We start from the raw sequence: 14,789 nt of genomic DNA, 5'->3' as shown, positions 1-14,789 counted from the left end.
TTGAATGTAATCCGATTCTCTCTGTTGCTCTCTATGAGCGGACTGTGCGTCGTTCGATGCGTTTCTCGAACGAAGGTGCCTGTATCACACGTTGCACATAAACACTTGGTGTGTGAATATGCTCAGGGTCCAGTTCACCTGTCTCTACGATTTCTTCCACCTCGACGATGGTGATTTTTCCGGCTGCTGCCATCATCGGATTGAAGTTTTGGGCTGTTTTGCGGAAGACGAGATTGCCCATCTTGTCAGCCTTCCACGCCTTGATCAGTGCGAAATCCCCCGTGATGCCATACTCAAGCAGGTACTCTTTCCCTGCGAAATCGCGGGTTTCCCGGCCTTCAGCAATAGGTGTACCGACTCCGGCTGGGGTATAGAATGCCGGAATACCAGCTCCACCTGCACGAATTCTCTCTGCCAGTGTTCCTTGTGGCGTCAACTCGACTTCGAGCTCGCCGGACAAAAATTGACGCTCGAATTCCTTATTTTCACCCACATAAGAGGAGACCATTTTTTTGATTTGCTTTTCACGTAAAAGGAGACCAAGTCCCCAGTCATCTACCCCACAGTTATTTGAGACAACTGTCAAGTTTTTCACTGCTTTGTCCCGCAGGGCGATAATCAGATTTTCCGGAATTCCTACCAGTCCGAAGCCGCCCACTAATAAAGTGGCACCATCGTGAATATCAGCCACGATGTCCGTGTAAGAAGTGTAAATTTTGGCCATGACGATCACTCCCACCATGAAAAAATAAAGGATTTTTGTAAGCGTTAACAATAAGGGCGATGCAGTGCCCTGTTTTCCTGCCCTTCTATCATACTAGATACGAGTTACAAACAAGTGACGAGACATTTGGATTATATAAAATAATGTAAAATGACAGAAAAGTAGTACAACTATACCATTTTTTTCTGTAAAATAAATTTTGTCAATATTCGTCGTTTTTTTGGTCAGTATAGGAAGACTCGAGGGGAAATGTGGGGTTGCAGGAATGAAAAATACGAATAAATGGATAAGTCTCACGGTTGTGGTCCTGCTGCTCGTAGGGTGCGAAAAGCTAAATGAGGATGTCTCAAGTCTGAAACGGACGAGAGAAGAAACGGTCATCAAGCTGAAAACGGTAAGTGCGTATACGGTGGAGAATGGCAAGGATGAGCGACTGATGGAGGTAGCAGGTGTAGTGGCACCGCGTCAGGAGCTGGCTTTATCGTTTGGCGCCTCAGGCAAAATTTCAGGCATACTCGTTGAAAAAGGAGCCACTGTCAAGGCAGGGCAGACGTTGGCGACATTAGATGGAACGGCCTTGCAGCAAGGTATTCACGCAGCCCAAGGACAGGTAGCAAGTGCTGCGATCAAGCGGGAAAAGGCCGCCAAGGGACCGGAGAGTCATGAGGTGCAAACCAAGAAGCTACAGGTAGAAAAAGCGCGAGAACAGATGCAAAAAGCTCGCGACGAGCTCTCCAAAGCAGAGATTTTGTATGCGAATGGAGCCATCTCGAAGGATGACAAAGACAAGCTGGCCTCTGCACTGCGACAGGCCGAGCTTAGTCTGGAAGAAGAACAAGTGGCGTACAACAACCTGCTGAAGGGCGCCGATCCACTGGACATCGAAGAAGCGAATGCAAGCATCCAGCAGGCCAATGTTCAATTGAGCCGCGCGAAGCAGGAAGCGGCTGATGCGGTGATCAAGGCTCCGTTTACAGGTGTGGTTGCAGCGATCTCCAAGACAGCGTCGGAGCAAGCTGGACCTGGAACAGAGGTCATTCGAATGGTCGATACGAGCTCATGGCTTGTCAAGCTACATATAGAAAGGGAGCAAATCGCCCATTGGCAGGCAGGGAAAGTCGTAAAGGTGAAGGCTCCGGACGGCAGTGAAGCAGAAGGAAAAGTGACGTTTGTCTCACCTGTTATGGATACCAGCTTGGGATCTTATCCAGTCGAGGTGACCGTAGACGGCAAGAAAGTAGCGTGGAAGGGTGGCATGGCTGTTACTTGTCAGTATCCGCTGCCAGCGTCAAACGTTGCGCTCGTTCCTGTTAGCAGCATCGGTGTCTCTGATGAAGAATATTACGTCATGAAAATCAATGAACATTTAGTGGAAAAGACGTTTGTCAAAGTAGGGGCATTGCAAGGAACCTTCTATGAGGTAGTGGAAGGTCTCGAGCCTGGTGATCAGATTGTCGCTGCAGGCTTGTCGTATGTAGTGGATGGTGAGGCGGTGAAGGTGGCGGATGAATAACAAGACATTTTTAGCGACTGTCCCCTCCTTTGCCCGCATTCTGGCGGTCATTTGCTGTCTACTTGCGGTAGGAGCCTGGTTCGGGCTGGATATCAAGACTTTTCCGGATCGGTCTGTGCCTGAATATACAATCAGTCTCTCGGCACCCAAGCTCTCTTCTGCGGAAGTAGATGAATCGGTCGCGAGAAAAGTAGAGGAATCAGTACGTTCATTAGGCAGTGTGCTTACGATTGCTACGGAATCTCGGACGGGATCGGCGGTTATCACTGTAAAAACATCGGAACAAATCGGTTCGGATTACAAGGAACGGTTGGATAAGAAGCTGGGAGAGATCACGAAGCAGCTGCCAGTAAAGGAGTGGAGCGTCAGTCAAAGCAATTTGGCCGATAACAAAATTGGCTTTTATGTCCTGTACGGCACGGACTTGCAGACCTTGTCTGACGTTGCTCAAAATACGGTCTACGACAAACTGATCAATCTGCCAGGAATCGCTCGCATCGAAATGGACAAGCAAGCCTTGAAGGAGCAGGTAGATATCATTTTCCGACCGTCCATGCTACTCGCCTACGGGCTCACACCTGCTGATGTTCTGTCGCAGCTGCCGACAGATGTGGTTGGAGAAGAGGTAGGCTCTGTTGGAGCAGATAAGGATCGAACCAGGATTCAATGGACGAGTAAATCGGAAGGGCTGCAAGATCTGGGTAAGTACTTGATCTCCACCGCTAAAGGATACGTGTCATTACATACGTTGGCTGACATTCGTGATCGGCGCGGGAGCAAAGGCGAACAAATCGGGATGTATCGAGGCTCGCCTGCCTTAGGAATCACGGTGTACGCAGCAGATGTCGGGCAATTGCCTGTTATCAGCAAGCAAGTAAAGGAAGCAGTTGGTGAGTTGAATCAGGCTTCAGGTGGAAAATACCGCCTCGATTTGTTTCATGACGACGCGCAAACAATCACCGCTGCATTGAGACAGCTTGGAACACTGGCGGCTTTAACCGCTGTCATTTGTTCACTCTTTTTGTACCTGACCCGAAAACAATGGGCAGGGGCTGTACTTGCGCTTTTGGCAAACATTCTAGCGGTCGGCACTGTTCTTGGGGGCATGTGGCTTTGGGGAATCCCATTGACGATCTCCACACTTGGGCCACTCGTGTTGTTTTCGCTATTGTTCACAGGAGCAAGCTCTGCGTTGTTTCATCGGTTTTCAGGGGTGTCCTCGTACTCGTTTGTTCGTTGTTTGCAAGTGGCGTGGGGGTTGATGAAGCCGTTTTTGCTTACGGTTGTGGTAGTGGCAGCCTGTTGGACAGGTATCGTTTTCACTGATTTCCTAAAGGCAGAAGACAAGGTTGTCTTGTACGATGCCTGGCCAGTACTTTTGCTGGGGACGTTTGCTCTTATTCTTATCTATGGGTTTATCACGCCGGTACTGACAGGAACGTGGTTGGAAGCTTCCGTACGAATAGAGGAGGAAACGCCACGGGCTTCCAATAAAGTGACAAGTTATTTTCAAGATCGCTGGAAACGACTGGTGGAACAGGGGTATTTGGCTTATGGAATCACACTGGTTGCCTCGCTTGTCTTTGTCTTTTTGCTCAAATCGTTTATTCTCGTTGATCCCTACGCAAAGCTTGATTATGGCAACAAGACGCTTTCATTGCCAATGGTGCAGGGAAGCAGCATCGATGAGGCCATGCGGGCAGCACAAATAGCTGAGGAGCGTTTACTCGCCATTGACGAAGTCCGAGATGTCTACACGATTGCCTCCGAAGAAAACCTGAGCTTTCAACTAAAGCTCGTGGATAAATACGATTGGACGCAATCAGTCTCTGAGCTGGAAAAAGTACTGGACAAAGAGCTGCGAGATATTCCTCAGACAGATCCGTTTGCGCTGGTCATTAATAAAGATAAGGCAACTCGTCTCGTCTTGACGATCATGGGACCATCCTTGCAAACAACGCAGAACATTGCCAATGAAGTATTGGCATTCATGGAAAAGCAGACTGCGAAGGATAAAGAGGGGCGAGAACTTGTAACCGATGAAAGAATCGGTCCGGGTGCAGAGGGGACCATAATCGACATTCGTCCGAAACAAGAGATGCTGGCACGCTACCGGATTACGCAGGAGGAGATCAAGAGACAGCTGGAGAGCTATTTGGGAGAAAAAACAGCTGGCAGTGTCTATTGGAACGAGCGTCAGGTACCTATCCACGTCCGATTCCCTGACAGGTGGATGGACTATCCGGATCAGGTGAAACATATTTTGATTCGAACATCACAAGGTAATGTGCGATTATCTGAACTGGTAGATTGGTCGATCGGCAGCGAACCGCCCGTTTATCAACGGGAAGATGGACTGTATGTCTTCAAGGTAAGCAGTGCCGTCTCAGACCCAAGTCGAATTGAGCTGTGGTCTTACATCATTCCTTCTTCCATGCAAGAAAAGGTGGAGATACCCGAAGGCTACACGGTATATAACGACAATGAGTTGGAGGAATTGGAGGAGACAAAACTCAACAAGGTTGATTGGAGCAGTCGGTTCTTGACGATTGGCAGCCTGGTTGCCCTCGTACTTATCATGAGCTTGTTTTTGCAACGCAGAACACGCGACGGATTATTTGTCCTCGTTCTCTTGCCAATCTTGTCTGGAGGCTTTGCGCTGGGATTGCTGTGGTTGGATCGACCTATGAACATTATGAGCTTCTATGGTATGGTGGCTGCCATTGCCGTCATCGTTTTGCAGGCACTTCTTACGATGGATGAGCTGTACAAGGCCCAAGCCGAACAGGAGCGAGTTTGGGACAGTATCAAGCTGGGGACCAAAAACACCATGGCCAATCAAGCGGGGATATATGTCGCGATCGCGTTAGCCAGCCTTCCACTTGCTGGGGGTTTGGGTGAAGGAAACGATTCGTTTGCGTCCTTTGCCAGCGTATTGTTGTTTGGCATTCTAATGGGGGCTTTTGCCACCATGGTACTTCTTCCTGGTATGCAGTATGCAGCTGTGCAAAGACAGGCTGCCGATTCTGAAATGTCCTTGCCGATCCTCGCTCGTCATTTGCGGATATGGTGGGAAAACAACAAAGTACGTCGCCGTGATTTCAAAGAAAGAAAACGGGAACAGGCCCGCTCACCCAAAACAGGGCAAGCCGAAGCCTCGAATCACAATTCCCGGGACTATGTCCCTGTACAAGAGGACTTCCTGCCTCTTTCTTCTTCTACACATGACGCCAACCGCTAAAATAGGTTGGCGTTTTTCATTTTCAATCGTTCACGTAGCTGTAACCAACGTACCAGGTATGCGTCATGGTAAGATAGAAAGAGAATCGAAAGCAGGGGGTAGCAACACGTGCGTCGATATCGAAAAGTATGGGATTACTTGCTTTTGATTGCGATTCTGCTCGGGTTATTTATTTCTTCATCACAGCCATACGCCAAGCAAGACATGCGAGGGACGATAGACAAGCTAGTGGACGAACAGAGCTTACAGAACCGTATAGGCGACATATCCATTCCTTACGGAGGCAAGGATGTGAGCCTGGAAGAAAAGGGCGCGGCTGGTTTTATCGAGTTCTTCTTACGGAAAGGGATACACTTTTCTGTTTTTGCCCTCTTGGCTTTTAGCTGGTATCGCGTGTTTTCGCATCATCTCTCGTTTGGGCAAGCACTGCCCTGGAGCGCTTTTTGCAGTGTGATGACGGCAGCTTTGGATGAATGGCACCAGACGTTTACACCGGATCGAACCGGAATGGTGCAGGATGTTTTGCTCGATGCAGCTGGATCTGTCACGATGTTGTTGATAATTGCTCTCAATTACCTGTATTCACGAAGAGCACATCGTTATAAAATGTAGGAAGCCTATCCATCCTATGGGAGAGAAGGCTGTGACGAACGATTGGAGAGTGGATTAGATCGTGGGAGAAAAAAAGAATGTCCTTGTACTGAACTGCGGAAGTTCTTCGGTGAAGTACAAGCTTTATGAAATGCCTTCCAAGACATTGATTGCGCATGATTATTTGGAACAAATCCAGCGTGACCAATATGAAAATACGATTCGGGGAGTGTTTGAATCCCTCAAACAATATTCGATAGATATCGTTTCCCATCGTGTTGTCCACGGTGGAGAAGCATTTAAGCAGTCCGTTATTATCAATGACCAAGTAAAAGAAGAAATTCGTAATTTGTCCCGTTTCGCCCCGCTTCATAACCCCATTAACCTAACCGGGATTGAAGTTGCTCAAAGTCTGTTTCCTGATTTGATTCACGTAGCTGTTTTTGACACAGCATTTCACCAAACCATGCCACCATCCTCGTATTTGTACGCACTGCCTTATGAATACTACGAACAATACGGCATTCGCAAATACGGTTTCCATGGAACGTCTCACCGCTATGTAATGGGCCGTGCCGCAGAAATGATGGGTCGCCAGAAGGAGCAGCTTCGTCTGATCAGCTGCCACATCGGAAGCGGGGTAAGTATCACGGCGATCCGAAATGGTGAATCTTATGATACGTCGATGGGTATGACACCATTGGCAGGTTTGTCCATGGGTACCCGCAGTGGAAACATTGACCCAGGTATCATTCCGTATATTGAGGAAATTGAAAGGACCGACACGGCTGGCGCTATCAAGATTCTGAATAACAAGAGCGGTCTCATGGGCGTATCGGGTGTATCCAATGATTTGCGCGACGTTATGAAAAAAGCAGAAGAGGGGCATATCCGCAGCAAGCTTGCTCTGGAATTATTTACTACTATTCTACATAAGCATGTGGGACTGTACCTTGCTCGCTTGAATGGAGTCGACGGCATTATCTTTACAGCAGGGGTTGGAGAAAATAGTGCTGCTGTGCGTGATTTGGTGTGCTCTGGCCTGGAATTTGCCGGGGTAAACCTGGATCGTGAGGCAAATCGCAGCAGCAAAGGTGAGGCATTCATCAGCACGAAATACTCCCCGGTAAAAGTCATGGTCATCCCGACAAATGAAGAACTTGTCATGGCAATGGATGCCTTTGAACTGGGTCATAACTAGCTTGGAATATGCACCTAGAAAGAATAGGCTTTTCAGTATTGGAATTTCTCTGCTATACTAAGAGAATGAGGCTTCTGGTTTGAGGTTCTCACCATTTTTCTGAAAAAATAAAAGGAGTGCAAACTGGATGGCAGTACAAGTGGGAAGCATCATCGAAGGAAAAGTGACAGCGATTAAACCGTTTGGGATGTTTGTAGCAGTCAGCGAAACGGAGCAGGGGCTGGTCCACATTTCCCAAGTAGCAAACGGTTTTGTTAAGGATATCAATGATCACTTTACCGTGGGGGCACCAGTAAAGGTAAAAGTACTCTCCATTGATGATGCAGGTAAAATCTCGCTTTCGGTTCGCGCAGCACTCCCAGCGCCTGAGCGTCCGGAACGTGAAGAGCGCCGTGGCGGTGGATATCGTGGAGGCGACCGCGGAGGGAATGCAAAACGAGATAGCGGAGCTTCTTTCGAAGACAAGATGAAAAAATGGTTGAAGCATAGCGAAGAGAACCTTGCGACAATCAACAAAAAGAACGCAAAACGCGGCTACTAAGCCTTGCGATAACTGAGAAGGACGGGATCAGCCCCGTCCTTTTTTGCGTTTCCTATTCGAGAGGATTCCCCTCCCTTTCCCAGTATTCAAACCCACCGAGCATCTCTTTTACCCGAAAGCCAAGAGCGGCCAGTTTGGCGCAAGCCTTTGCAGCACCGTTGCAGTTGGGACCCCAGCAATAGATGACCAGGAGCTTGGTCGGGTCCAGAGCAGCCGTCGTTTCAGTGGAAATAAGCGAATGGGGGAGATTCAGAGCACCGGGAACGTGACCATCCCGATACGCTTTCTCGCTGCGAGCATCCAGGATGTAGAAGTTTTCCACACCGTTCTGAATGTCACTCCATACATCAGAGACATCTGTCTCAAGAGAAAGCTTGTCGAGAAAATGAGTGCGGGCTACTTCAGGTGATGCGGCGGGTGTTTGCAAAACAAGGGACATATCAAAATCCTCCTCGTTACATGTGATGGTGATGCACACAGCATAGCATTGAAGCAATCATCACAGTTATCTATACTATGTAATAAGGATCATTACTAATTTCTATGGGAGGAAGCGGGATGGAGCTGGTCTATTTACATACTTTTCGCGAAGTAGCCCGGTATGGGAGCTTTACACGGGCAGCAGAAGAACTGGGCTATGCTCAACCGACGGTAACGGCACAAATGCAAAAGCTGGAGCAGTCGTATGGAGCCCCGCTATTTGAAAGATATGGACGCAAGCTGCGACTGACCCAAGCAGGAGAAGCCTTGCTGCCGTACGCACGGGAATTGATTCGCCTGTATGGGGAATCTAAAGAAGTGATCAAGCAACAGACGACAGGTCCCATTGCCATTGGAACGATCGATACACTGGCGGCGTTCTTTCTGCCGCCGTATTTGCAGGTTTTTTGCCAGCAATATCCTCAGGTTGATCTAGTATTGCGGACGGCTGGAGAAGCAGAAATCGTGCAACAGATCAGGGATGGTTATCTCGATTTCGGGATCATTTTCGATCGCCCTTGCACAGACCCTGAGTTAGTCACCCACGTCATTCGCGAGGAAGAATTGGTGGTCGTCATGCCACCCGCCCATCGATTCACAACCGCAACTGTACTCACAGTCCATGATTTGGGCGTAGAGCCGCTTGTATTGACCGAAGAAGGCTGTACGTATCGGGGCATGCTGCTGGAGGCTTTTGGTGAGGCTGGGATGACCCAACGAATCGCCTGCCAATTCAGTAATCCGGAAGCGATCAAGCAGTGTGTACGCTGTGGCTTGGGTGTGGCATTGCTGCCGTTTATGGCGGTCCAGAGAGAGCTCGCAGAAGGGGTGCTCACAGCCATCCCGTTTCAGTGGGATAAGCCGCCGTTTTCCATTCAGCTTGTTTATCATAAAAAGAAATGGCTATCACCTTCGATGGTGACGCTTGTGGATACGATTACGAGATCACAGAGAGAGGAATCGTGAGCAGGATGCAGCTAGATATTTCACCATTTGTCGCATGTACACCTGAGGAGACAGTCTATCCGGGAGTGCGGCTCTATACCGTCAGCTACTACAGTCAAGACTTGCTGGTAAAAGCTGCATTGGCTGTGCCAGAGGTGTATTTTCAGGAGGGAGCATGTCTGCCGGCTCTCCTGTATTGTCGAGGCGGGATTAAAGGTGTAGGACGCGTCAGACCCGAGAGAATTAGTCAGATGGCTGCTTTTGGCTACGTGATTCTCGCTCCTCATTACCGTGGGAACGAAGGCGGAGAGGGCCGGGATGAATTCGGTGGGGCAGACAGGCATGATGTGTTTGCCGCATTTGAATTGCTCCGCAGACTGGAGAGGGTAGACAAGGAGCGAATCAGCGTCTACGGCTTTTCACGCGGTGGTATCATGGCTTTGTTTGCCGCGATAGAGTGCAAGGGTATGCTGTCTTGTGTCGTATGGAGTGGTGTCAGCGACATGTTTTTGACCTACGAGGAGCGGGTTGATCTGAGAAGGATGCTGCGCAGAATCATCGGTCATCCGCGAAAGCAGGAGGATGCTTATCGCGATCGGACACCTTTGTATCGGATAGACGAGATTTCTTGTCCTGTGCTAATCATACATGGAACGGAAGATGAGAATGTGGGAGTGGAGCATGCTCATAAATTGGCAGATGCGCTGACGCTGGCAGGTAAACCGTATGAGAAATGGCTGGCGCAAGGGGCCAGCCATCTGTTTGTCGGGGAAGATATGGAGATGTATACGCGCAAGATGTTCGCTTGGCTGGATGCGCAAGCCTAATCTTCTTTTGGTGTAAGCGGCAGCGTAATGATGATTTCCGTTCCTTTCCTCAGTTTGCTGTTCACGTGCAGCTCCCCACCGTGGTTTTCCACCATTCGCCGCGAAATTGGCAGCCCCAGTCCAGTCCCATCCTCTTTTAAGGAGAAGAACGGATCGAATATACGCACCAGATATTCTTGGGGAATGCCTTCTCCCGTGTCTCTGACATGAATATGGACAGCTTGATCATCCAGGCGGCTTTCGATGGAGAGAACGCCACCGTCTTTCATGGCTTCAATGCTGTTTTTCATTAAATTTAACAGGATTTGCTTTAATTGCTCGACATCGACGTGAATGCGAATGCTCGGATCACAGCGGTCTACGATTTCAATCCCATGCAGCATAGCCTCGGCATTCATCAAGGGAAGAATCGAATGAATGACACCGGTTAGCGCAACCTCGCGATAATCGGGCTTGGATGGTTTGGAGAGCATCAACAACTCCGTCACGATGCGGTTGACCCGTTCAATTTCCTGCAAGATTAAGGGCAAATAGTACAAATCGCGCTCTTGATCAGATAAACGCTGTTCTAATAGCTGAATAAAGCCGTAGATGACCGTTAGCGGATTGCGAATTTCATGAGCGGCTCCCGCTGCTAGCTGACCGACCATGGCCAGCTTCTCAGATTGATTCAAGTACTCTTGAATTTGCTCCTGCTCCGTAATGTCCAAGAAGGCGACCATCCACCCGGTTTCCTGATCGTGGTGATGATTGTGCAAAGGGATGTAGGAGACCAGGGCAATGAATGGTGTATCGTCTTTTTTGTACAAGGTCATTTTGCGATTGACGAACCAGGGAGTCGGCTCATTGCTTGTGGGTGCTTCAAAGGAATTCTTGGACACCGGGTAGCCGTGATCGTCGAGCTTGACTAAATGCTGCGCCAACTGGTTTACATGAAGACCGACTGTCGCATGGGAACGGGTAATAATCCCAACAGGCAGGGAGTTTAAGATTTGCTCCCGGATGTTTTTTTCTTCGGTCAAAATTTGCCGTTGCCGTTCATCTTGCGCGAATAGATTGGCGATGCTACTCGACATTTTATTGAACTCCTGCGCCAACTCAAGAAATTCATCTTGATGGGTATAGACGATTTGCTGACCGAATGTTCCTTTCGATACTTCGCGGGCTTGTTGCATGAGAGACTGAATCGGGCGCAAGAGCTCATTGCGGAAGTAAAACGTACAGAATAGCCCAAACAAGATAGAGGCTACGGAAACCGTATAGGTCAGAATCAACGAAACTTTGATGCTCTCATTCGAATCCTGAAACTCTTTATTCGTCTGATACTCCAGCTGATTAAGTGAAAAAGACAGGTCCCGTTCCAAACGATCGAGCAATGGCTGTACTTCATTAGTAAGGACATAGCTGACGGCAGGAACATTCCCTGCCTGCAGCAACGGATTGATTTTGTTCAGAAAAATAAAGTCCAGTTTTGATATCGATTCAATAATGGTAAACAAGCCACTGTTGGCTTCGGTTTTGGGAAGTGAGGAAAAGCGCGCCGTATCGATTAGATTTGTATAGTACTGATCCAGGTAAGACTCGTCGCGTGTCAATGTATACATGTTCAAGGCATATGTCTTGGTGTATATCTGGTTTTTGACTTCCAATAAGGCACTCGTTTGCGGTAAGAGGTTTTGCGTTAAATACACTTCATCAGAGGTGACTTTGGTCATTTGATAACTGAAAAGGGTCGTTACGCAACCGATAAGAAGCATCATTACGAGATAGCTGAGCATGATTTTTTTCTGAAATCCGAGATTGCTGAAAAGGGGCATGCTGATTAACCTCCATACGAGCCACGGGAAGGAATGAGATTTTGCAGTTCCCGTTCTAAATCTTTACGTACATTTTCTGGCACCATGTGTCCGAATTGACTGAGATGGTTGACCCCTTCTGCAAGTCCGTACATGACTTTTCCATTGGGGAGATCCCCTTGAATAAACTGTTCCATGATGATGCGGTAGCACTGACGAACATCCTGCATCATGGAGGCCAGCACATATTCTGGAGCGATGTAGCGTTGATCGGCAATATATCCGATAGTAAATACTCCTGCCCGCTGCGCTTCTGTAATCACTTCGAGATTGAAGCTGTCGCCTGTGGTGTAGATGACATCCACGCCCTGCGAAATCATGTTGCGAGTCGTGCGAATGGCCCCCGTACTATCATTGAAATCAGGTACCTTTCCAATAACGATAGTAGTGTTGGGCGATGCCTTTTTCACACCTTCGATAAATCCTTCTACTTGCGTTAACTCAGTGGGCTTGTCCACCATGATGTATCCGACTTTATTCGTTTTCGTCATTTTGGCGGCAAGGATACCGACGAGCTTGCCGGCAGGCTTCATATCGTAACGAATCGTTGTTTGATTCGGATGCGGAGCCTCTCCATTAAAGGAAACAAAGTGTGATTTCGGATAGCGAAGCGCTACGTCTGTAAAAGGATCAGAGAAGATGAGGCCATGACCGAGTATGAGATCATAGTCGTTGGCTGCATATTTCTCAGCCACCTTTCTGATCTGCTCCGGTTTTATATTATTGGCGATTTCGAGTGAAAAGTTAAATCTTTTTTGCAGTTCTGTCATACTCTCCAGTGCACTGCTGTTCCAGCCCTGATCATATGTGGGACCCTCCAGCAATAGGGCGACACGCACTTTGTCAGAAGAATGGCTGCTTTTATTCATGACTTTATCGAGATGCTTCATACTTGTAACGAATTGACTGGAAATGAGCAGAAGCAGCCCGACTACCAAACCAGTAAATAAGACGGGAAATGGCAGCAGCTTTGGCATGCGGGATTCCTCCATAGAAAAAAAGCATCATCCACTTGAAAATATAGATATACGTCATGCCTATTATATCGGTTCTCTGAGGGTTGTGCATGGAAAAAAGGGATACGGACAGGCTAAGCATATGGAGAACATATCCCCCTGCCAAGAGGGAACAGAAGGGAGGCGTACACGCGATGGAAAACGATATGGTGGAAATCCCCCAGATTCATATTCCTGATGAGGTTACACAGGTCGATCGACCGGAGATTGGAGAGACTACTCCACACCCAAAACCAGAAAGTCCTCTGGCGTCGAGCGGAACAGCCGAACTCGCCAGCGAGAGCGATTCGAATAAGAGCAGTGAGCGAATCGGATTTATTTCATAAAGCCGATCGGATTTCACTCCATTCGACAAAAGAAGTCATTTTCTCTCGTGGACAAGGCTTGCGATTTCTGCAAAAGTAGGAGGTAGAATAGCAAGCGAGATGCGAGGGGATAAGATTGCATGGCCCGATTGCTGATAGTAGATGACGCAGCCTTCACGAGAAGGGTGCTGACGGATATGTTAGGCGAGCAACATGAAGTTTGTGGAGAAGCGAGCAATGGTTTAGAGGCAATTGAAAAGTACAAGGAGCTCAGGCCAGATATTGTCACCATGGATATTACTATGCCGCACATGCACGGGATTGAAGCCATGCGTCACATCTTTGATTTTGACCGTGATGCCAAAATTTTGATCTGCTCGGCAGTCGGGCACCGGTAGAAGGTGCTGGAAGCGATGAGGACAGGAGCGAGTGATTTCGTCGTAAAGCCTTTTCAAAAAGAGCAGATTCTCGATGCAATCGCACGACTTTTGTAAACAGGAAAAAGCAAACAGCCGCCAAATCCCGGTTGGGAAGGCGGCTGTTTTTCTATCAGAGGAGATTTTACAAGCTGATTTCTGTTCCCATGCCGCTTGCTTTCGCCCGTTCATAGACCGTTTTGGCTACGGCTGTGTCCAGGTAGGCAACACCCACTGATTTATACAGCGTGATTTCTTCCTCGTTTTCTCGGCCGGGCTTTTTCCCGATCAAAATGTCTCCCAGCTCAGCGTGCATTTGTTCAAAGCTCCATTCCCCGCGTTCAACCGGAATGAGCAGATCGCCTGCTTCGTGCCGGGCTCCCTCCAGTGTATCGACCACGACTTTGCTGTTTTGTACGGTAGTCAAGTCGACCTCCTGCATATGAGGAAGAAAAGCACCGATGGCATTGATATGCGTACCAGGACGCAAGTGTGCTCCATCAAACAACGGGCTGGTAGCCTTGGTACTGCAAATCACGATTTCGGCATTCGCAACCGCTTCATTGGCAACATCCATAACCGTGATTTCGCCTTGCCACTCCGGATAGAGGGAGAGTAGTGTTTGTTTCATTTCGTCCGCTTTCTGACGTGTGCGGTTATAGAGATAAATGTTTGTCAGCGGACGGACCTCCATGACGGCTTGAATCTGTCCGATGGATTGGGCCCCGCATCCCAATACAGCGCAGCTTTGCGCATTTTCTTTTGCCAAGTATTTGGTTGCAACGCCACTACTTGCACCTGTGCGCATAATCGTCAATAGGCTCGCGTCCATCATCGCCACATGCTGTCCCGTTTTTGCTTCCGTCAACACGATGACACTTTGGAGTGCTTTGATCTCGTGCTGGTGATTCTCCGGGAAAATGCTGATGATTTTTACGGCTACATAATCGTCCGTTTCCAAATAGGACGGCATGTATAGACTGGTTGCTCCGTATTTCGGATGGTCAATGGCAGTACGAACAGGGGTGGTGACATTTCCTAGCATATGCTCACGGAAGACGTGTTCCACATCTTCCAAGCAATCTTTCATCGAGTAGATTTGTTCAATGTTTTCACGGCTTAATACGAGCATG

13 protein-coding genes and 1 pseudogene are annotated in these 14,789 nt (G+C 48.5%); 9 read left to right on the top strand and 5 right to left on the bottom strand.

The genetic code is table 11. The features are described from left to right. Nucleotides 1-31: 31 nt before the first annotated feature. Entirely contained in the window at nucleotides 32-724 is a 693-nt protein-coding gene (locus tag ACUUHJ_RS26565) for a CoA transferase subunit A (RefSeq protein WP_015893185.1), read from the bottom strand. A 265-nt stretch (nucleotides 725-989) separates the two neighbouring features. Here ACUUHJ_RS26565 and ACUUHJ_RS26560 point away from each other — a divergent pair, with 265 nt between their 5' ends. The 5 genes from ACUUHJ_RS26560 (at nucleotide 990) to ACUUHJ_RS26540 (ending at nucleotide 7,811) form a co-directional block, all read left to right on the top strand. Beyond that, nucleotides 990-2,237 carry an efflux RND transporter periplasmic adaptor subunit gene (locus ACUUHJ_RS26560; RefSeq protein WP_289674543.1) on the top strand — a complete coding sequence of 416 codons (1,248 nt, stop codon included), beginning with the start codon at nucleotides 990-992 and terminating at the stop codon, nucleotides 2,235-2,237. Then, the gene (locus ACUUHJ_RS26555) at nucleotides 2,230-5,478 is read left to right on the top strand and encodes an efflux RND transporter permease subunit (RefSeq protein ID WP_472300433.1); all 3,249 of its coding nucleotides are present in this window, start codon (nucleotides 2,230-2,232) and stop codon (nucleotides 5,476-5,478) included. Before ACUUHJ_RS26560 ends, ACUUHJ_RS26555 begins: the two co-directional genes overlap by 8 nt. Before the next feature lie 108 nt (nucleotides 5,479-5,586). Continuing rightward, nucleotides 5,587-6,090: a VanZ family protein gene (locus tag ACUUHJ_RS26550; protein ID WP_087347681.1), complete on the top strand. Its 504-nt coding sequence runs from the start codon at nucleotides 5,587-5,589 to the stop codon at nucleotides 6,088-6,090. Between the two features lie 61 nt (nucleotides 6,091-6,151). After that, nucleotides 6,152-7,270 (top strand): acetate/propionate family kinase, encoded by a 1,119-nt coding sequence (locus ACUUHJ_RS26545; protein ID WP_289674541.1) that lies wholly within the window; start codon nucleotides 6,152-6,154, stop codon nucleotides 7,268-7,270. A 127-nt stretch (nucleotides 7,271-7,397) separates the two neighbouring features. Next, nucleotides 7,398-7,811 carry a S1 RNA-binding domain-containing protein gene (locus tag ACUUHJ_RS26540; protein WP_016742888.1) on the top strand — a complete coding sequence of 138 codons (414 nt, stop codon included), beginning with the start codon at nucleotides 7,398-7,400 and terminating at the stop codon, nucleotides 7,809-7,811. Between the two features lie 52 nt (nucleotides 7,812-7,863). Here ACUUHJ_RS26540 and ACUUHJ_RS26535 read toward each other — a convergent pair whose 3' ends face one another. Then, entirely contained in the window at nucleotides 7,864-8,250 is a 387-nt protein-coding gene (locus ACUUHJ_RS26535) for a rhodanese-like domain-containing protein (RefSeq protein ID WP_289674540.1), read from the bottom strand. A 119-nt stretch (nucleotides 8,251-8,369) separates the two neighbouring features. Here ACUUHJ_RS26535 and ACUUHJ_RS26530 point away from each other — a divergent pair, with 119 nt between their 5' ends. Beyond that, complete coding sequence (locus tag ACUUHJ_RS26530) at nucleotides 8,370-9,257, top strand: LysR family transcriptional regulator (protein WP_472300431.1); 888 nt, start codon at nucleotides 8,370-8,372, stop codon at nucleotides 9,255-9,257. 5 nt (nucleotides 9,258-9,262) lie between these two features. Continuing rightward, on the top strand, nucleotides 9,263-10,063 hold the full coding sequence (locus ACUUHJ_RS26525; RefSeq protein ID WP_199927370.1) for an alpha/beta hydrolase family protein: 801 nt from the start codon (nucleotides 9,263-9,265) through the stop codon (nucleotides 10,061-10,063). Here ACUUHJ_RS26525 and ACUUHJ_RS26520 read toward each other — a convergent pair. Then, complete coding sequence (locus ACUUHJ_RS26520; RefSeq protein WP_472300430.1) at nucleotides 10,060-11,880, bottom strand: ATP-binding protein; 1,821 nt, start codon at nucleotides 11,878-11,880, stop codon at nucleotides 10,060-10,062. The two genes, ACUUHJ_RS26525 and ACUUHJ_RS26520, sit on opposite strands and share 4 nt — an antisense overlap. 5 nt (nucleotides 11,881-11,885) lie before the next feature. Beyond that, entirely contained in the window at nucleotides 11,886-12,896 is a 1,011-nt protein-coding gene (locus ACUUHJ_RS26515; protein WP_472300429.1) for a BMP family ABC transporter substrate-binding protein, read from the bottom strand. Nucleotides 12,897-13,069: 173 nt separating this feature from the next. On the opposite strand from ACUUHJ_RS26515, the gene ACUUHJ_RS26510 reads away from it, so the two are divergent. Together ACUUHJ_RS26510 and ACUUHJ_RS26505 are read left to right on the top strand one after the other, a co-directional pair. After that, nucleotides 13,070-13,261, top strand: coding sequence for a hypothetical protein (locus ACUUHJ_RS26510; protein ID WP_289674536.1), 192 nt, complete (start codon nucleotides 13,070-13,072; stop codon nucleotides 13,259-13,261). 119 nt (nucleotides 13,262-13,380) lie between these two features. Further along, nucleotides 13,381-13,734, top strand: a pseudogene (locus ACUUHJ_RS26505) (response regulator). 67 nt (nucleotides 13,735-13,801) lie between these two features. Here the strand turns inward: ACUUHJ_RS26505 and ACUUHJ_RS26500 are convergent. Beyond that, entirely contained in the window at nucleotides 13,802-14,788 is a 987-nt protein-coding gene (locus tag ACUUHJ_RS26500; RefSeq protein ID WP_289674533.1) for an ornithine cyclodeaminase family protein, read from the bottom strand. Nucleotide 14,789: the final 1 nt, after the last annotated feature.

Source organism: Brevibacillus schisleri (genome assembly GCF_055685845.1).
This window is presented reverse-complemented; position numbering and strand designations above follow the sequence as displayed.